Consider the following 17,898-nt stretch of genomic DNA (forward strand, 5'->3'; position numbering starts at 1 on the left):
AATTGACTGTGCCGATATAGCCGAAGCTATTTCGTATTGGTCACTCAGTTTCATTGATAATTCTTTTGTTGACTATCATTTCACGAGTGCCCACACAGATTGCATGGTCAAATTGTTAAAGAACAATGTTTGCCACAACCGCTCTAATTCAGTGCTTTGCCGTGACAACGGAGGCGCATTATAGAGACTTAATTGGTTTTGGCAACACTATAAATTCAATTATTTTGTCAAAACGAATCAATCGCTCACTTATTAACCAATAAATGCACTACTAGCGGAAATATCAAACTACACCTCAGCTTGTTCTTCTATTCGCGTTACCAGCTCTGCAGGTAATTCCAATGCTTTGGCCAGCTCATCGAGGTAAGCCCGCTCCAAAAAATGGTCTACATCTATTGCTAGAAGAGAAACCAGATAGACTTCCGATGCCAAAGCCATATTATCCACCTGCTGGCTAAGTGCATTGGGATCCAACGGCGCATCGACCCAGCGCAAAATAGCGGTTTCGCTATCACCCCCAAAATCCTGCTCGGCGGCCCAATTGGCGATGGCGGCTCGTTCCTGAACATCTATGTGCCCATCCGCTTTGGCTGCAAATACCATCGCCTGAAGCAGTAAACCAGCTTTGTCATCCAGTTGCTGTTGGAAAGCAGGTTCCGATGTTGCAGATGTCACTGGCACAGATTCATCTTGCTGCCATTTTTTGTAAGCCTGGTAAGCCAACGTCCCCACCAACGCCGTTCCCCCGACAGCCGCTGCTTGGGTACCGTATTTTTTTGCGAGTTTACGGGTTTTCTTATTGCCCAAAAGCGCACCGACTAACCCACCGCCTAATGCTCCTTTGAGCAAGTCGCTCGACGCCCCAGCCTGTATACCTGAATGCGCCTTTCCTCTCTCCAGATATTTACTTGCTTCGCCCAACAATTTATCCATCATGGTTTTCATACATCCTCCCGTTGCCATATATCTTCAAGCATTTACTAAAAAATCAATAAAAAAGCAGGAAAAAGAAGTGAGACTATCGCCTGATATAGAAAGGCGATATCAACAATACGTAGCCTAGATTGGCGGGGATGAATATGAAGTGAAGACAAAGTAAAGGAATGTAAAGAGCCCTCCATAAGGAGGGCTTGAGGGATTAAACAGGCTACTTATTGTTTGGCTTCAATTTGACCGTCGGTTGCAACAATATTAATTGGCTTACCCGTAACAAACTTGCCTGACAATATATCTTGAGCCAGTGGGTTCTCAATATATTGCTGGATGGCACGCTTGAGCGGCCGGGCTCCGAATACCGGGTCGAACCCAGCCTCGGCAATCAAATCCAGCGCACTGTCATCCAGTTTCAGCAGGTAGTCGCGCTCTTCCAAGCGTTTCTCCAGTCGTGCAATCTGAATGCTGGCAATGTTCTTGATATGCTCGGCACCAAGCGGATGGAATACCACAGTTTCGTCAACCCGGTTAATAAACTCAGGGCGGAAGTGATGACCCACCACCTCCATAACCGTTTGCTTGATACCGTCGTAGTCCAACTCACCAAAGTGCTCCTGGATACGATCTGAACCAAGATTGGAGGTCATGATCACCACACTATTGCGGAAGTCGACCGTCCGGCCCTGGCCATCCGTCAATCGCCCGTCATCGAGCACCTGAAGCAAAATGTTGAACACGTCAGGGTGGGCCTTTTCCACCTCATCGAGCAAAATCACCGAATAAGGACGACGGCGAACCGCTTCGGTCAGATAGCCGCCTTCTTCATAGCCAACATAGCCAGGGGGCGCACCGACCAAGCGTGCAACCGAGTGTTTCTCCATAAACTCGGACATATCAATCCGCACCATGGCATCGTCACTATCAAACATAAAGTGCGCCAGGGCTTTGCATAGCTCGGTTTTACCGACCCCTGTTGGGCCGAGGAACAAGAACGAGCCAATTGGACGGTTTGGATCCGACAGCCCGGCCCGGCTGCGGCGAATGGCATTCGCGACCGCATCAACCGCTTCATCCTGTCCGATAACCCGCTTGTGCAAAGCTTCTTCCATCCGCAGTAGCTTATCACGCTCCCCTTCGAGCATTTTGGCTACCGGGATCCCGGTCTGGCGGGAGAGTACTTCCGCGATTTCGGCATCGGTCACCTTGTTCTTGAGCAGGCTCATCTCCTGCATTTCCGCTTGAGCCGCCAAGTCGAGTTGCTTTTCAAGCTCTGGAATTTTACCGTACTGTAGCTCCGACATCCGGTTGAGATCACCTGCACGGCGAGCAATTTCCATATCGGTACGGGCTTGCTCAAGCGCTGCCTTTATATGCTGCGTACCGGAAAGAGCGGCTTTTTCGGCATTCCACACCTCTTCCAGCTCAGCATATTCGCGCTCTTTTTTGTCCAGCTCTTCGCGCAGATCGTTCAGGCGCTTCTGACTGGCATCATCACTCTCTTTGTCCAGTGCCTGCTGTTCAATCTTGAGCTGAATGATCCGGCGCTCGAGACGATCCAGTGACTCAGGCTTGGAGTCGATCTGCATGCGGATACTGGAGGCAGCTTCGTCAATCAAGTCAATCGCTTTATCCGGCAGCTGTCTATCTGAAATATAACGGTGCGACAGCCCCGCCGCAGCAACAATTGCCGGATCCGTAATTTCCACATGGTGATGAAGCTCGTAGCGCTCTTTGAGGCCACGCAAAATCGCTACCGTATCTTCAACAGTCGGTTCATCCACCAGTACTTTCTGGAACCGGCGTTCCAACGCGGCATCTTTTTCGATGTACTGGCGGTACTCATCCAGCGTAGTGGCACCGACACAATGCAGTTCGCCACGGGCCAACGCTGGCTTGAGCATATTACCCGCATCCATCGAGCCTTCACCTTTACCGGCACCGACCATGGTATGCAGCTCATCGATAAACAGGATGATGTTACCTTCTTCCTGTGATAACTCGTTAAGCACAGACTTCAGGCGCTCTTCGAATTCACCCCGGTATTTGGCACCGGCAATCAGTGCCCCCATGTCCAAGGACAGGACACGTTTGTTGCGTAAGCCTTCTGGGACCTCGCCATTGATAATGCGTTGCGCCAAGCCTTCAACAATCGCGGTTTTACCCACCCCCGGTTCACCAATAATAACAGGGTTGTTCTTGGTACGGCGCTGCAGGACCTGAATAGTCCGGCGAATTTCATCGTCGCGGCCGATCACCGGATCCAGCTTGCCCTGCTCGGCACGCTCGGTGAGATCAATGGTGAACTTTTCCAGTGCCTGGCGGTTTTCCTCGGCATTGGGATCATCAACATTCTGGCCGCCACGCACTTTTTCTATGGCCTGTTCAATTTTGTCGGCGGTCAGTCCTTTTTCTTTCAGCAACTGACCGAGCGGCCCCTTGTCGTCTACCGCCGCCAAAATAAACAATTCTGACGAAATATATTTGTCCTTGCGCTTCTGGGCTAGCTTGTCACACATGTTGAGCAACATCCCCATCCCATGCGAAAGCTGGACATCACCGCCGATACCACTCACCTTCGGCAGCCGCTCCAGCAATTCTGATAAACCGGACCGTAGCTGGGCAATATCGACATTCAATAGGGTTAGAAGTGGACGGATGGTACTGCCATCCTGGTTTAGCAGCGCCACCATCAAGTGGGCAGGCTCTATATACTGATGGTCTCGCCCCAATGCTAGCGATTGCGCATCAGAGATTGCCATCTGGAATTTGCTAGTAAAACGGTCAAGACGCATAAGTCCTCCTCATCTTCTCTCACGGTAAGATATGGTGGCCTAGCTCCCATTTTTCAAGCCAAATATTCCCCACTCATTGTGCAAGCTCGGGTAAACCTTGTCTCACAACACCCCGGAAAAAGAAAAGCCCTGCATCGGCAGGGCTTTGAACTGGATAAATACGTATGGCTATTCCAGCCAGATCAAGGTTGCCTGACGGCCTGTCACGCCATCGCGCCGGTACGAGTAAAATTGCTCGGCATCAGAAAAGGTACAAGCCTCCCCGCCAAATACATCACTTACTGACGCACTGGCCAAGCGCTGGCGAGCCAGTAGGTACAGATCTGCCAACCACTTTTCGCCGTGCGGCTGAAAACCTTCGGCAGCAGCTGGCCCGTAAGCAAGAAACTGCTCACGCACCTCTCCACCAACCTCAAATGCTTGCGGCCCAATAGCAGGACCGAGCCAAGCCATGATTTCCGAGCCCGGTACAGTAAACTTGGCGATAGCCTGTTCAATGATACCGTCAACCAAACCGCGCCATCCGGCATGAACTGCTGCAACCTGTGTCCCTTGGCGATCACACAGGATCACCGGTAGACAATCGGCCGTCATCACCACGCAAGGAAGATGCCTTTTCGCAGTATAACTGCCATCAGCATCTAGCGCCTGTGCACTTGGCTGCTCAAGGTTTACCACCTCAATACTGTGGGTCTGATTCAGCCAAACGGGTGCGGTGTCTAATCCAAGCTGGAGCTGCAGCCACTGGCGGTTTTGCAACACAACCTCGGGATCATCCCCAACATGGTTACCAAGGTTTAAACCTTGGTATGGCCCTGCACTCTTACCGCCTTCACGCGTTGTCGCGATGGCTTTAACATTGGCAGGCGCTGGCCAGTCAGGGACAATCCACATTTAGTACTCTTCCTCTTGGTGCGCTTCCTTGTCTTTACGCAAGATACTGATCATTGCCACCATGTCGATAGGCAACGGCGCTCGCCATTCCATCAACTCACCGGTGATCGGGTGTTCTAAGCGCAGCATACGAGCATGCAGGGCCTGACGATCAAAAGCACGCAGAGCCTGGACCAGTTCATCGGAAGCATTTTTTGGCGGACGAGGTCGACCACCGTAAATCACATCACCGATCAGTGGATGGCTCAAATATGACATATGCACGCGGATCTGGTGAGTACGGCCAGTTTCCAAGCGCAAAATAATCCGGGTATGCTCTCGGAAGTGCTCAGCCACACGGAAACGGGTAATTGCTGGCTTGCCAAATTCACTCACCGCCATGCAGACACGTTTGGTCGGGTGACGACCAATAGGTTTGTCCACTGTACCGCCGCCAGTCATTTTACCCATGGCAATTGCTTCGTACTCACGGGTGATGCGGCGCTTTTGCAGCGCACGAACTAAACGAGTTTGCGCCTGAATCGTTTTTGCGACCACCATCAGACCGGTGGTATCTTTATCCAAACGGTGGACAATACCGGCACGTGGCACTTCGGCTAAATCCGGGCAGTGATGCAGCAAGGCATTAAGCACCGTCCCGTCCGGCGTACCGGCCCCAGGGTGAACCACAAAGTCACGCGGTTTGTTGATGACGATAATGTGCTCGTCTTCATAGACAATATCCAACGGGATATCTTGAGCTTCCCAGCGGACTTCGTCCTCGATCTCCGCCTTGATAAACAGCTCTTCACCGCCCATCATTTTCACACGTGGCTTAGTCGTGACTTCCCCATCGACAGAAACCATGCCATTTAAGATCCACTCTTTGATCCGTGAGCGGGAATAATCGGGGTATAATTCAGCGATAACCTGATCAAGGCGCAAGCCAAGTTGACTATCATTTACTGTATTTGTTAACTCTATCTGCTGTGCCATAGCGAACTTTTTTAAAAAGCGTGGGACTAAACGTCAAACGCTGCGTAAAATAACATAATAGTGTCATTGTATCTGTTAACGGCTCAGACCGTAATGGATCCGCAGAAATAAAATTATTTATCAAGGAAACAGTCGCCGCAATGAAACGCCTGACTCTATCGTCTCTTCTTGCCGTCGCCATACTTTCAGGCTGTTCAAGCACGGAAGAAGTGGTACCGGACGTACCGCCATCTGAACTTTATGCCACTGCCCAGCAGGCCCTGCAAAGCGGCAGCTGGACAACCGCCATCGAACGACTGGAAACTCTGGACTCCCGTTACCCGTTCGGTGCCTACTCGGAACAAGTTCAGCTTGATCTGATCTATGCCTACTACAAAAACGACGATCTTGCTTTGGGTGAGGCGACCATAGATCGCTTCAACCGCCTTAACCCGGCCCATGAAAAAGCAGACTGGGTACTGTACATGCGCGGCCTGACTAGCATGGCGCAAGACCGCAGCTTTATGCATGACCTGTTCAACATCGATCGCCACGACCGCGATCCTGAGCCGGCCCGTAAAGCCTTCCGGGACTTCAAACGCCTGCTTGAGCGCTACCCGAACAGCCGCTATGCTGCCGATGCCCAAGCCCGTATGGTCTTTTTGAAAAACCGTCTGGCCGATTACGAGCTGGCCGCAGCCGACTTCTACCTGCGCCGTGAAGCCTGGGTAGCTGCCGTCAATCGTTCCCAGCTCATTCAGCGCGAGTACCCAAATACTAAAGCAGCACGCCAGTCGCTGCTGATCATGGAAAGTGCCTATGAGAAGCTAGGCTTGAGCGAACCGCTGGAAAACACCCGCAAACTCATCGCGCTCAACCCAATTTAATGGGGCGGATCTTCGACCATAAAAAAACAGCAGCCAGTAGGCTGCTGTTTTTTTTATGATTCGCGCTAAATCGTTATCAACGCACTGGAAACAAGCTGGTCATTTTTAACTCAAGTGATTGTTATAAATCGAATAAAGTCCCTGAATAGCACCAGCCACCAGCGTTCGTTCTTCCCTCATACTGCCCCAACTTTCTAGTGTTCTACAAGCACTTTCTTCAAACTTTTTTGCAACAAACAAGACGTGATCACAGAATTTTTCTGGACAATATTTTAACAACCTAACTGTGATCTTGATCACATTATTGATTCCTGAATTTAGTAATCTGAAGTCAACCCAACGAAGGGTAGCAAAAGAGGAAAGATAATTATGACAGTAGACATTACCGGCAAAAACCTAGATATCACCCCTGCTATCCGTGAGCGAATTGAGTTTAAATTCAAAAAGTTAGAAAAATACCAGGTTCCATTTATCAGCAAACACGCTGTGATCAGCACCGAGCCAAACCGCCAATTCAAAATTGAAGCATCTGCTGCTATTCCGGGAGGTCAACTAGTCGCCTCAGCAGAGCATGACGATATGTACGGTGCCATTACCGAGGTATACCAGAAGCTGGAACGCCAACTGAACAAACAAGCTCACAAACCAACGGCACGCCGTGCAAGCCACAGCAATAAGCCGCAGATCGAAGAAACAGAAGCCGAAGAAGAAGCATAATTATTCAAGAGGATTTTATAAACAGCCCTGCCCTGCAGGGCTGTTTAGTTTCTGCTTGACAAGAGTTCCAAGGCTGCATAATGTTGAGCCATAACTAACCCAAATTCATAACATTCAGTATTTATGCATACAGCCCAACTGTTTTTCTTTAGCTTCTTTTTTATGTCACCTTAGTGGGGGCTATTCGTTACGCAAGAAACAAGCTAAAGACGAACAGACAGCCTCCTCTAACCGGGAGGCTTTTTTGTATGAATAAGACAGGGAGCGACAATGACAGAACCGCAGTATTCGCTGGACGAAATCCGAACCAACGTCAGCCGTATCGATAACGAAATATTAAAACTGCTCGCCGAGCGCCGCCAGCTCAGCCTCGAAGTCGCCAAGAGCAAAATCCAAACCGCCAAGCCGGTGCGCGATCAAACCCGCGAGCAGGAACTGCTGCTGCGCTTGATCGAGACGGGCCAGTCGCTTCAGCTGGATGCCCAGTACGTCACCCAGATCTTCCATACCATTATCGAAGACTCCGTCTTATTCCAGCAGGCTTATCTCCAGAAGCTTGCCAACCCTGAAAGCCTGCAGCCTGTCGCCCGCGTCTCTTTTCTTGGTGCCAAAGGCTCCTACTCCAACCTTGCCAGCCGCAGCTATTTCAGCAAAAAGCAAACCAAGCTGGTCGAGATCAGCTGTTCAACCTTCCGTGATGTACTCCACACGGTAGAAATTGGCAATGCCGACTACGGCGTACTGCCCATCGAAAACACCAGCTCAGGCTCGATCAACGAAGTCTATGATTTGCTGCAGCACACCAGCCTGTCGATTGTCGGCGAGATCAACCAACCTATTGAGCACTGCCTACTGGCCGCGGTCGATACCAAACTGGAAGACATCGACACCCTTTATTCGCACCCTCAGCCACACCAGCAATGCAGCGAATACCTCCACTCCATGGGCAACATCACCCAGGAATACTGTTCCAGCACCGCTGAGGCAATGAAAAAGGTGGCCGAACTCCAGCAACCGAATGTGGCCGCCATCGGCAACGCCTCAAGCGGCGAACTGTACGGGCTGACGCCGCTAAAGACCAATATTGCCAACCAGCAGGAAAACTACACCCGCTTCATCGTCGTTGCACGCAAACCGGTAGAAGTCACCTCGCTGATCCCGGCCAAAACTACCCTAACCATGTCGACGGCGCAGAAAGCCGGCTCCCTGGTAGAGTGCCTGCTGGTTCTGCGTAACCTCAATATCAACATGACCAAGCTGGAGTCGCGCCCGGTGATCGGCAATCCTTGGGAAGAGATGTTCTACGTCGATGTCGAAGAAAACCTGAAATCAGACGTGATGCAGGAAGCACTGGAAGAGCTGACCCGCCTGACCCGCTTTATCAAGGTGCTGGGCTGCTACCCGAGCGAGAACGTCAAGCCGGTTGACCCAGAGACGGGCGACTTGCTTTAAGTCAGTGGCCATTTGGAAGTACACCTACCCAAAAACAAAAAGCCCACGCACTGCCAAAGTGCGTGGGCTTTACTATGATTGTCGAAGGCGCTTGGCTTAGCGCCCTGATGCGGTACGGTGAGTCGAGTCGTTCGCCTGTCTAAGTAATCCCTGGCTCTCGGTTAAAAAATGCTGGGCATAGTCTCCAAACCAGCTCTCAACCCGGCCGAAGGCCTGCTTGAACGTCTCTTTATCTTGGCTGTCCAGAACCGCGATGGCCTCGCCGAAGCGCTGATGGAAACGCTTGATCATCGCCAAGTTCTGCGGCGACGACATTATAATGTCGGCATAGAGCTGGGCGTCCTGGGCAAACAGGCGCCCCACCATCGCCAATTCCAGGCGGTAGATTGGCGAGCTGAGCGACAGCAGTTGCTCCAGCTTGGGATCTTCCTCGGCAAGGTGTACCCCGTACACAAAGGACGTGAAGTGGCGCAGCGCCTGGATCAAGGTCATCCCCTCATCGTGCTCTATCGCACTGATCCGGTTGAGGGTTGCCCCCCAAATCTGGATCTGCTCGAGCAACCACTGGTAGCTCTCCGGCATCCGGCCATCGCAATACGCCACCACCTGCTTGGCCAAACTGGCGATGTCAGGCCCAAACATCGGGTGCAAGCCGACAACAGGCCCGCGGTGTACTTCTAGCATGGCCTGCAGCGGCCCGCTCTTGACCGAGGTCAAGTCGGCAAGAATACAGTCGTCCGGCAGATTACCCAGCTTGGCGATAATGGTCTCGGTGATATTGATCGGCACCGACACCACCACCATGCCAGCATCAGCCAGCAGCTCATCAGCCCTATCCCAATCCTGGCTTCCCAGCTTGCGAACCTGATAACCCGACAGCTCAAACAGGCGGCAGAACAAGCCGCCCAGCTGGCCGTGGCCACCGACGATCACAATCGGCCGCAGCTCAGGCTTGAGGCACTTGAAGCCGGAATCATTTTCGCTGGCATAGGACTCGCGCATGGTACGGCGCAAGATATCTTCGATCAGATCCGGCGGCACCCCTTTGCTTTCAGCTTCCTGGCGCCGTGAAGCCAGCATCGCCGCTTCACGATCAGGGGCATAAATCGGCAAGCCATGCTGGCTTTTTACATGGCCGACCTCTTCGACCAGCGACAGGCGGCGGGCTAGCAGCTCCACCATCTGGCGGTCGACATCATCAATTTGATCTCTTAGTTTACTCAGTTCTGCGACCATCTATGGCTCTCTGCATTGATAGCGGAATTAGTCTTCAACACGCTGTTGTAGAAATGGCGTTAGCTCCTGGTGCGCATGACGCAGCAGGGTCTCGGTCGACTCCCAGCTGATGCAGGCATCGGTAATAGACACACCGTAAGCCATTTCCTGGCGCGGTAAATCCGCACTCTGGTTTCCTTCGTTAATATGGCTCTCCAGCATCAAACCAATGATGGACTTGTTGCCCTCACGGATCTGGTGGATCACATCTTCGGCAACCAACGGCTGACGGCGGTAATCCTTGCGAGAATTAGCATGGCTACAGTCTACCATCAGCGACGGAGAAAGGCCTGCCGCATTCATCTCGTTTTCACACTCGGTTACTGAGACGGAATCGTAGTTGGTCTGCTTGCCGCCACGCAGAATAACATGGCCATCCGGGTTGCCCTGGGTATTGAGCAGCGCCACCTGGCCATCAGGGTTGATCCCGATGAAACGGTGGCCGGAAGCGGCCGCCTGCATGGCGTTGATCGCGGTGCCCAAACTGCCGTCGGTACCGTTCTTAAATCCAACCGGCATAGACAGGCCACTGGCCATCTCACGGTGGGTCTGGGATTCAGTGGTGCGGGCACCGATTGCAGCCCAGCTGAACAAATCCCCCAAGTATTGCGGGCTGATAGGGTCAAGTGCCTCGGTGGCAAGCGGGATCCCCATTTCCACCAAATCAATCAATAACTGGCGGCCGATGTGCAAGCCTTCCTCCACCTCGAACGAGCCGTCTAGGTGCGGGTCATTGATCAACCCCTTCCAGCCAACGGTGGTACGTGGCTTTTCAAAGTAAACCCGCATCACAATGTACAGCTGATCGCTCAGCTCTTCCGATAGGGCTTTGAGTTTCACGGCATAGTCTTTGGCCGCTTCGATATCGTGGATAGAGCATGGGCCACACACCACCAGCAAGCGTGGATCGCGTTTGTGGATAATATCGGCAATGGTCTGGCGAGACTGACGGACGAAGTTGAGGGCATTGTCACTCACTGGCAGCTTGCTGCACAGCTCTTGTGGCGTGATCAATACCGACTCTTTTTCGATATGGACGTTGTTCAACTGATCTTTTTGCATGCGGGCTTCCCTGTAAACTAATTAATACAAAACCAAAAGAAAAAACAGGACTGCCCTGTCATAAAACTGACAATAGCAGCCATTAACAGAGGATTGCAACCACCTGTAAAGAAAAAAATCCACCGTAAATTACTATTTACACCTTCAGCATTTTTGGCGCTATCGGCCAAAGCCAGTTACCATAATGGCAATGCCCACTCGCACTCCCTATGGCAATGGAACTGATTTTTTCTCTGTTACAGCAGCTCAGCGTATATCTGGTACTGGCTTACCTGTTGAGCAAAACCCCACTGTTTATGCCGCTGACCTCTATTTCCGGCCGGCTATCACAGCGTTTTACCTGCTATATCCTGTTTTCCCTCTTTTGTATTTTAGGCACTTACTTCGGATTACACATAGAAGATGCGATTGCCAATACCCGGGCAATCGGTGCCGTCATGGGGGGATTGCTCGGCGGCCCTGTCGTCGGCTTTGCCGTAGGCTTAACCGGCGGCCTGCACCGTTACACCCTCGGTGGCTTTACCGATCTGGCCTGTGCCATCTCTACCACTGCTGAAGGGCTCATCGGTGGCCTGATGCACAGCTACTATGTTCGACGAGGCCAGGCGGACCAAATTTTCCGACCGCAGGTGGTGTTTGTGATCACCTTGGTCGCCGAAATCATCCAGATGCTGATCATCCTGGCCGTGGCCCAGCCATTTGAAAAAGCACTCGGCCTCGTCAGTGCAATTGCCCTGCCGATGGTGATAGCCAACTCGGTCGGGGCGGCATTTTTCATGAGCATCATCCAAGACAGAAAAACCATTTACGAGAAATACTCTGCCGCCTTTTCGAGCCGCGCCCTGAAAATTGCCCAGCGATCGGTGGGGATTTTCAGCCAGGGGTTCAACGAAGAAACCACCAAGAGGATTGCCAAGATCATCTATGAAGAAACCGGGGTGGGCGCAGTCGCCATTACCGACCGCGATAAAATCCTCGCTTTCATCGGGATCGGCGACGATCACCACTTGCCGGGCACCCCAATTTCTTCCGGCTACACCCGCCGTGCCATTGATGGCTGCGAGTTAGTCTATGCCGATGGCTATGATATTCCCTACCAGTGTTCACTGCATGAGAAATGCAAACTCGGCTCCGCCCTGGTTATCCCACTGGTGGGTGGAAACAATGAAGTACTCGGAACCATCAAACTCTACGAGCCCAAGCGCAAGCTATTCTCGACCGTCAACCTCACTCTGGGGGAAGGGATCGCCAAGCTGCTGTCCAACCAGATCCTGACCGGTCGCTATATCCAGCAACAAAACCTGCTGACCCAGGCCGAGCTGCGCCTGCTGCAAGCCCAAGTCAATCCGCACTTCTTGTTCAATGCCCTCAACACCATCAACTCGGTGGTCAGGCGCGATCCGGACAAAGCTCGCCAGCTGATCCAGCATTTGTCACAATTCTTCCGCCGTAACCTCAAGCAAAATATTGAAACGGTCACCCTTCAAGAAGAGCTGCAGCACATCCATGCCTACCTAGAGATCGAACTGGCACGATTTTCCGACCGACTCAGCGTCGAGGTCAATGTAGCTGATGAACTGATGGCAATGAAGGTCCCGACCTTTACCCTTCAGCCACTGGTCGAGAATGCGATTAAACACGGCACCTCATCGCTGTTGGAAAATGGTAAAATCACTATCAACGGCTTTGTCGAGCAGGATCACGTCGTCCTCGAGGTTGAGGACAACGCCGGTAACTATGCCCCGATCGGGGAGGAAAGCGGCCTTGGCATGAAGATTGTCGACAAACGCCTCAAGAACATGTTTGGCAAACAATACGGCCTGACTATGACCTACCAGGCCCATGAATGGACCCGGGCGACCATCAAATTGCCCGTCGATACCCTCACACACCGTAACGGAGAGCATGCGGCATGATAAAGGCCCTTGTCATTGATGATGAAAAATATGCCAGGGAAGAGCTAATCGACCTGCTGGAAGAAAGTGGGTCGATCGAGGTGATCGGCGAGTGCAGCAATGCCATTGAAGCACTGAAGAAAATCAATACCCTCAAGCCCGATGTTATCTTCCTCGATATCCAGATGCCGCAAATCACCGGTATCGAGATGCTGAGCATGCTCGACCCTGAGACCATGCCCAAAGTGGTCTTCGTCACCGCCTACGATGAGTACGCCCTGAAAGCGTTTGAGGACAATGCGTTTGACTACCTGCTCAAGCCAGTGGAAACCTGCCGCCTAACCAAAACCATCAAACGCTTGGTGCGGGAATGCCAGCCAGCCGACTATTCGCCACTTATCAGTGATATGCTGGAGCTGATCCCCTGCAGCGGTCACAATCGGATCTTATTACTTCGCCCCGATGACATCGAAACGGCTTTTTCGGACTTAAGCGGCGTGCACGTCGTCAGCCGCGATACCCAGGCAACCACCCAGCTGACGTTGAAAACGCTGGAGGAAAAAACCCCGCTGATCCGCTGCCACCGCCAGTACCTGATCCACCCCACCGCAATCAGGGAAATCCGGCTACTGGAAAATGGTCTTGCTGAAATTACCACTCTCGGCAACCATCAGGTACCAGTCAGTCGCCGCTACCTCAAAGAGCTCAAAGACCGTTTCGGCTTAAGCTAAATCCACATTCTCCACAGACATGGCAGAGGGACGTACCTCTGCCATCCTCTTTCGCGTCATCAATAGCCGCCCTTTGCCCCATCCCCAATCCCCCATCAAGCAAGGCCTGGAGCATAAACCCTGACAATGATCACGGAAATAAAAATCCATATCAGACCGTTTAATCCTCGGTAAAACCGCTTAGCTAACTCGATAAAACCGCTTAATGGCATTATCGACCACTCACCCTGCCATACAACCACTCACCCCTTTATCGGGTGAATATTGATGCCAAGCGAGTAGGATGGCAGCTATCAAAATAAGTTTTGCGCGGTTGCCGAGGGTGTATAGGCAAGGGACGCAAAGCCCACATAACCCACTCCAATAGGATTAGAGAGACAAGATATGGCCTGGTTTCTGATGTGTGTCGCAGCGCTGGTAGGTGGTTACTTCATCTACGGTGCATTCATTGAAAAAGTGTTCGGTATCAACGAAAAACGCCAAACTCCAGCATTTACCAAGCAGGACGGTGTTGACTATGTGCCGATGTCGAACAAGAAAGTTTACCTTGTTCAGCTACTTAACATTGCCGGTGTCGGCCCGATTTTCGGTCCTATCATGGGTGCCCTATACGGCCCAGCGGCGATGCTGTGGATAGTACTAGGCTGTATCTTCGCCGGTGCAGTACACGACTACTTCTCTGGCATGCTGTCAGTTCGTAACGGTGGTGCGTCAGTACCAACCATTACTGGCCGCTACCTGGGCAATGGCGCAAAACACTTTATGAATATCTTTGCCATTGTTCTGTTGCTGCTTGTTGGTGTGGTATTCGTTTCTGCACCAGCCGGTATGATCACTAATCTGGTTAACGAGCAAACCGGTATGGGCATGTCGATGACAACTATGGTGGTTATCATCTTCGCTTACTACATCATCGCGACTATCGTTCCTGTTGATAAGATCATCGGCCGCTTCTACCCACTGTTCGGCGCGCTGCTAATCTTCATGTCTGTTGGCCTTATCACGGCTATTGCCTTCTCTAGCGAGCACACACTGCTTGGTGACTACGAGATGAGCCAGATGTTCAGCAACATGAACCCGAATAACCTGCCACTATGGCCTGCCCTATTCATCACTATCGCTTGTGGTGCTATCTCAGGCTTCCACGCCACCCAGTCGCCACTGATGGCTCGTTGTATGGAAAACGAGAAGAATGGCCGCTTTGTGTTCTACGGCGCGATGATTGGTGAAGGTGTGATTGCCCTGATCTGGTGTGCCCTAGCCCTGTCTTTCTTCGGCTCGGTAGAAGCACTACAGGAAGCCGTATCCAACGGTGGTCCGGGTAACGTGGTTTACAGCTCATCTATCGGTCTTCTAGGTGTATTCGGCGGTATCATTGCTTTCCTAGGCGTGGTTATCCTGCCTATCACTTCAGGTGACACCGCATTCCGCTCAAGTCGCCTGATCTTGGCTGAGTACTTCAACATGGAGCAGAAGTCACTGCGCAACCGCCTAATGATGGCCCTGCCGCTGTTCGTTATCGGTGGCATCCTGACTCAAGTTGACTTCGGTATCATCTGGCGCTACTTCGGCTTTGCCAACCAGAGCACCGCGGTAATGATGCTATGGACAGCTTCAGCTTACCTACTGCGCCACAACAAGCTGCACTGGGTAACGACTGTTCCTGCTATCTTCATGACCACGGTATGTATTACCTTCATCCTGAACAACAGCCAGCTAGGTTTCGGCCTACCAATGACGGTATCGACTATCGCAGGTATCGTAGGTTCACTATCCATCGCCGGCTATGTCATCAAGCGTTCGAAAGGCAAAGGCGAAACAGACCTTGCTGACGAAGAGAACCTTGAAGGCAGCACGGAAACCGCTTAAGTTTTAGTTCCCCCTAAAACACAAAAACCAGCCGCAAGGCTGGTTTTTTATTAGAGGAATAAGCGGGCTTAAGCTGCTGGCTGGTCTTTATCTTCAATAGAGAAGATCACTTCACCGTCGATAGCATACGCTTCAAGCAGTTTTTCTTCGTAGCTTTCGTAATCAACCATTCCATCTACAATCTCTTGGAAAGAGCGAATTGATTTAACCATCAGGCCCGTCTCTTTATCAATCCATTGCTCTGACTGTTCAATACCAGTCCACACCTCACCGTCAGCATTACCTGCCAAGGTTGAGTCGATAGAGAATGAACAGGTTTCAACTGATTTACCATTTACATCAATCATCTCTATACCATTGAATGTTACATCACGCTTGGTTTGGCCGTAAACTAAGCGCTCTTCCAGCTCACCATCAATAAATAGAGAGAACTCAGATGTGTATACCGCCTTTGTAGTTTGGCCTTGTTCTGATCCGAACAACCACTGGGGTGCCGCAGGAGAGTTCACATCACGATCATCCTCCACAATACCATCAAAATCATTCACATACTGATCACCGGCATATGAAACAGAGGTTGATTGCTCATCAATCACATAATAGTCAAAGCGCTGAGAAGAGCCATTGCGTGATTGTTGCAGGCGATGGGAATTGGACTCTACCTCAAAACCTAGCGGCGTTTCAGAGTAGTTAGAAATATATTCGACCTGAGTAATTGATTTATGCTCTTCGAAATCAACACCGTTAGTAACTTGGGTGCGTTCTGTCTGCGGATAGAAGTCAGCTTCCTCACTCCATCGTGTCTGCCATGTCGCTTCGTGGCTCGCATCTTGCCATAGCACTGGGTTAAAACAAACCTCTGCTTCACCACCAGTAGGTAGGTCGAGGTCTTTATCACCACCAGAGCTTGAAGAGCCGCCACAGCCCGCAAGTAATGCAGTGGCGACTGCCACTGATGCAATTGTAAATTTATTCATTATTGGTAACTCCTGTATATAAAGCGTTACCCATCATGCGGAATAGAGACTTAGCCGCAATGCTTGAATCTTTTCAGGATGTAAATATTGAACAATACACAAACAATATTTATATCTTTTTTGACACCACCCTGACAAAAGCAAATTACACCTTATAAATCAATAGCATAAAAACAACACCATTGCAGGTAACCGCCTCCAAAATAGACCGAACCCACGCTTAATCAAATGCATACAGTTTCATTTTTCAAGCATAAAAAAAGCCCACCTTGCGGTGGGCTTTTTCATTAAACGTCTTACGCGTCGCGAATTACTTAGAAGTAAGCTTCTCGCGGATACGTGCAGATTTACCTGAACGCTCACGTAGGTAGTACAACTTGGCACGACGTACTGCACCACGACGTTTAACAGTAATGCTGTCAACGATTGGAGAGTGAGTTTGGAACGCACGCTCAACGCCTTCACCGTTCGAGATCTTACGAACAGTAAACGCAGAATGTAGACCACGGTTACGCTTAGCGATTACAACGCCTTCGAAAGCCTGTAGACGCTCGCGGTTACCTTCTTTTACCTTAACCTGAACAACAACAGTGTCACCTGGTGCGAATTCTGGTAGGTCATTTTTCATTTGCTCTTGCTCAAGAGCTTTGATGATATTACTCATTTGGTATATACCCTAGAATAAACTGATACTAAATTAATTAAATGCTTGCTTTATGTTCGCGGATAAATTCCGCCAGCAAGAATTCCTGATCGTCAGTCAGAGCTAGGTTTTCCAGGAGCTCTGGTCTTCTCAACCAAGTACGGCCCAGCGATTGTTTCAACCGCCAGCGGCTAATGTCCTTGTGGTTACCAGACAACAAGACCTTAGGGACTTCCTGCCCGTCCAACACTTCGGGACGCGTATAATGAGGGCAATCTAGCAAGCCATTGGCGAAAGAGTCTTCTTCCGCTGACGCAAAGTCACCCAGCACACCCGGTACAAACCGGACGACTGCATCGACCAAGGTCATGGCTGGCAGTTCGCCACCCGTCAGCACAAAATCCCCGATAGACCATTCTTCGTCTACCTCTTGTTGGATAATGCGCTCATCTACCCCTTCGTAGCGGCCACAGATAAGAATCAGGTTCTCGTTCTGCGCCAGCTCCTCAACACCCGCTTGATCAAGCTTACGGCCCTGAGGTGACAGGTAAATCACTTTAGCCTGGCCTTCGACGGATTGCTTGGCAGTATGAATGGCATCGCGCAGAGGCTGTACCATCATCAACATGCCCGGTCCGCCACCATATGGTCGATCATCGACCGTCCGGTGTTTGTCGTGGGTAAAATCACGAGGATTCCACGTTTCCACTGACAAGAGGCCTTTTTTTACCGCCTGGCCTGTTACCCCAAAATTGGTAATGGCATTAAACATGTCAGGAAACAGGCTGATTATGCCTACCTTCATTTGTTCACCTAT

General features: G+C 51.1%; 16 protein-coding genes and 1 other annotated feature. Of the genes, 7 read left to right on the plus strand and 9 right to left on the minus strand.

Annotation, left to right across the window (positions count from 1 at the left end; all coding sequences use genetic code 11):
- Positions 1–184, plus strand: a 184-nt coding sequence (locus C9J03_RS26915) for a hypothetical protein (RefSeq protein WP_211300774.1), incomplete at its 5' end; no start/stop codon positions are given.
- Between the two features lie 104 nt (positions 185–288).
- On the opposite strand, the gene C9J03_RS18525 is transcribed toward C9J03_RS26915, so the two are convergent.
- From C9J03_RS18525 to rluD, 4 genes are all read right to left on the minus strand, one after another.
- Positions 289–945, minus strand: a complete 657-nt coding sequence (locus C9J03_RS18525) for a tellurite resistance TerB family protein (protein WP_044622558.1) — start codon at positions 943–945, stop codon at positions 289–291.
- Between the two features lie 206 nt (positions 946–1,151).
- Complete coding sequence (gene clpB, locus C9J03_RS18530) at positions 1,152–3,725, minus strand: ATP-dependent chaperone ClpB (protein WP_044622557.1); 2,574 nt, start codon at positions 3,723–3,725, stop codon at positions 1,152–1,154.
- A 168-nt stretch (positions 3,726–3,893) separates the two neighbouring features.
- Positions 3,894–4,619: a peptidoglycan editing factor PgeF gene (pgeF, locus tag C9J03_RS18535; protein ID WP_044622556.1), complete on the minus strand. Its 726-nt coding sequence runs from the start codon at positions 4,617–4,619 to the stop codon at positions 3,894–3,896.
- Positions 4,620–5,594 (minus strand): 23S rRNA pseudouridine(1911/1915/1917) synthase RluD, encoded by a 975-nt coding sequence (rluD, locus tag C9J03_RS18540; protein WP_039468677.1) that lies wholly within the window; start codon positions 5,592–5,594, stop codon positions 4,620–4,622.
- A 140-nt stretch (positions 5,595–5,734) separates the two neighbouring features.
- Here rluD and bamD point away from each other — a divergent pair, with 140 nt between their 5' ends.
- From bamD to pheA, 3 genes are all read left to right on the plus strand, one after another.
- The gene (gene bamD / locus C9J03_RS18545) at positions 5,735–6,460 is read left to right on the plus strand and encodes an outer membrane protein assembly factor BamD (RefSeq protein WP_044622555.1); all 726 of its coding nucleotides are present in this window, start codon (positions 5,735–5,737) and stop codon (positions 6,458–6,460) included.
- A 369-nt stretch (positions 6,461–6,829) separates the two neighbouring features.
- On the plus strand, positions 6,830–7,177 hold the full coding sequence (gene hpf, locus C9J03_RS18550) for a ribosome hibernation-promoting factor, HPF/YfiA family (protein ID WP_044622554.1): 348 nt from the start codon (positions 6,830–6,832) through the stop codon (positions 7,175–7,177).
- A 126-nt stretch (positions 7,178–7,303) separates the two neighbouring features.
- Positions 7,304–7,425: a sequence feature (Phe leader region), on the plus strand.
- Positions 7,426–7,447: 22 nt separating this feature from the next.
- Positions 7,448–8,629, plus strand: a complete 1,182-nt coding sequence (gene pheA, locus C9J03_RS18555) for a prephenate dehydratase (protein WP_044622553.1) — start codon at positions 7,448–7,450, stop codon at positions 8,627–8,629.
- 96 nt (positions 8,630–8,725) lie between these two features.
- Here pheA and tyrA read toward each other — a convergent pair whose 3' ends face one another.
- Complete coding sequence (gene tyrA / locus C9J03_RS18560; protein ID WP_044622552.1) at positions 8,726–9,865, minus strand: bifunctional chorismate mutase/prephenate dehydrogenase; 1,140 nt, start codon at positions 9,863–9,865, stop codon at positions 8,726–8,728.
- A gap of 27 nt (positions 9,866–9,892) precedes the next feature.
- Positions 9,893–10,966 carry a 3-deoxy-7-phosphoheptulonate synthase gene (locus C9J03_RS18565; RefSeq protein WP_044622551.1) on the minus strand — a complete coding sequence of 358 codons (1,074 nt, stop codon included), beginning with the start codon at positions 10,964–10,966 and terminating at the stop codon, positions 9,893–9,895.
- Between the two features lie 215 nt (positions 10,967–11,181).
- On the opposite strand from C9J03_RS18565, the gene C9J03_RS18570 reads away from it, so the two are divergent.
- The 3 genes from C9J03_RS18570 (at position 11,182) to C9J03_RS18580 (ending at position 15,461) form a co-directional block, all read left to right on the plus strand.
- On the plus strand, positions 11,182–12,882 hold the full coding sequence (locus tag C9J03_RS18570; protein ID WP_044624374.1) for a sensor histidine kinase: 1,701 nt from the start codon (positions 11,182–11,184) through the stop codon (positions 12,880–12,882).
- Positions 12,879–13,592, plus strand: coding sequence for a two-component system response regulator BtsR (btsR, locus tag C9J03_RS18575; RefSeq protein ID WP_044622550.1), 714 nt, complete (start codon positions 12,879–12,881; stop codon positions 13,590–13,592). Before C9J03_RS18570 ends, btsR begins: the two co-directional genes overlap by 4 nt.
- Positions 13,593–13,976: 384 nt before the next feature.
- Positions 13,977–15,461 carry a carbon starvation CstA family protein gene (locus C9J03_RS18580; RefSeq protein ID WP_044622549.1) on the plus strand — a complete coding sequence of 495 codons (1,485 nt, stop codon included), beginning with the start codon at positions 13,977–13,979 and terminating at the stop codon, positions 15,459–15,461.
- Positions 15,462–15,529: 68 nt separating this feature from the next.
- Here the strand turns inward: C9J03_RS18580 and C9J03_RS18585 are convergent, their stop codons facing one another.
- From C9J03_RS18585 to trmD, 3 genes are all read right to left on the minus strand, one after another.
- The gene (locus tag C9J03_RS18585) at positions 15,530–16,438 is read right to left on the minus strand and encodes a hypothetical protein (RefSeq protein WP_044622548.1); all 909 of its coding nucleotides are present in this window, start codon (positions 16,436–16,438) and stop codon (positions 15,530–15,532) included.
- Between the two features lie 310 nt (positions 16,439–16,748).
- Positions 16,749–17,102 (minus strand): 50S ribosomal protein L19, encoded by a 354-nt coding sequence (rplS, locus tag C9J03_RS18590; RefSeq protein ID WP_039468648.1) that lies wholly within the window; start codon positions 17,100–17,102, stop codon positions 16,749–16,751.
- Between the two features lie 37 nt (positions 17,103–17,139).
- Positions 17,140–17,886: a tRNA (guanosine(37)-N1)-methyltransferase TrmD gene (gene trmD / locus C9J03_RS18595; protein ID WP_039468645.1), complete on the minus strand. Its 747-nt coding sequence runs from the start codon at positions 17,884–17,886 to the stop codon at positions 17,140–17,142.
- Positions 17,887–17,898: the final 12 nt, after the last annotated feature.

The sequence above is a fragment of the Photobacterium gaetbulicola genome, assembly GCF_003025515.1.
GTDB lineage: Bacteria > Pseudomonadota > Gammaproteobacteria > Enterobacterales > Vibrionaceae > Photobacterium > Photobacterium gaetbulicola.

Excerpts from the sequence above, each read along its gene's own strand:
- C9J03_RS18525 (WP_044622558.1), bottom strand. The coding sequence starts at position 945 with ATGAAAACCATGATGGATAAATTGTTGGGCGAAGCAAGTAAATATCTG.
- clpB (WP_044622557.1), bottom strand. The coding sequence starts at position 3,725 with ATGCGTCTTGACCGTTTTACTAGCAAATTCCAGATGGCAATCTCTGAT.
- pgeF (WP_044622556.1), bottom strand. The coding sequence starts at position 4,619 with ATGTGGATTGTCCCTGACTGGCCAGCGCCTGCCAATGTTAAAGCCATC.
- rluD (WP_039468677.1), bottom strand. The coding sequence starts at position 5,594 with ATGGCACAGCAGATAGAGTTAACAAATACAGTAAATGATAGTCAACTT.
- bamD (WP_044622555.1), top strand. The coding sequence starts at position 5,735 with ATGAAACGCCTGACTCTATCGTCTCTTCTTGCCGTCGCCATACTTTCA.
- hpf (WP_044622554.1), top strand. The coding sequence starts at position 6,830 with ATGACAGTAGACATTACCGGCAAAAACCTAGATATCACCCCTGCTATC.
- pheA (WP_044622553.1), top strand. The coding sequence starts at position 7,448 with ATGACAGAACCGCAGTATTCGCTGGACGAAATCCGAACCAACGTCAGC.
- tyrA (WP_044622552.1), bottom strand. The coding sequence starts at position 9,865 with ATGGTCGCAGAACTGAGTAAACTAAGAGATCAAATTGATGATGTCGAC.
- C9J03_RS18565 (WP_044622551.1), bottom strand. The coding sequence starts at position 10,966 with ATGCAAAAAGATCAGTTGAACAACGTCCATATCGAAAAAGAGTCGGTA.
- C9J03_RS18570 (WP_044624374.1), top strand. The coding sequence starts at position 11,182 with ATGGAACTGATTTTTTCTCTGTTACAGCAGCTCAGCGTATATCTGGTA.
- btsR (WP_044622550.1), top strand. The coding sequence starts at position 12,879 with ATGATAAAGGCCCTTGTCATTGATGATGAAAAATATGCCAGGGAAGAG.
- C9J03_RS18580 (WP_044622549.1), top strand. The coding sequence starts at position 13,977 with ATGGCCTGGTTTCTGATGTGTGTCGCAGCGCTGGTAGGTGGTTACTTC.
- C9J03_RS18585 (WP_044622548.1), bottom strand. The coding sequence starts at position 16,438 with ATGAATAAATTTACAATTGCATCAGTGGCAGTCGCCACTGCATTACTT.
- rplS (WP_039468648.1), bottom strand. The coding sequence starts at position 17,102 with ATGAGTAATATCATCAAAGCTCTTGAGCAAGAGCAAATGAAAAATGAC.
- trmD (WP_039468645.1), bottom strand. The coding sequence starts at position 17,886 with ATGAAGGTAGGCATAATCAGCCTGTTTCCTGACATGTTTAATGCCATT.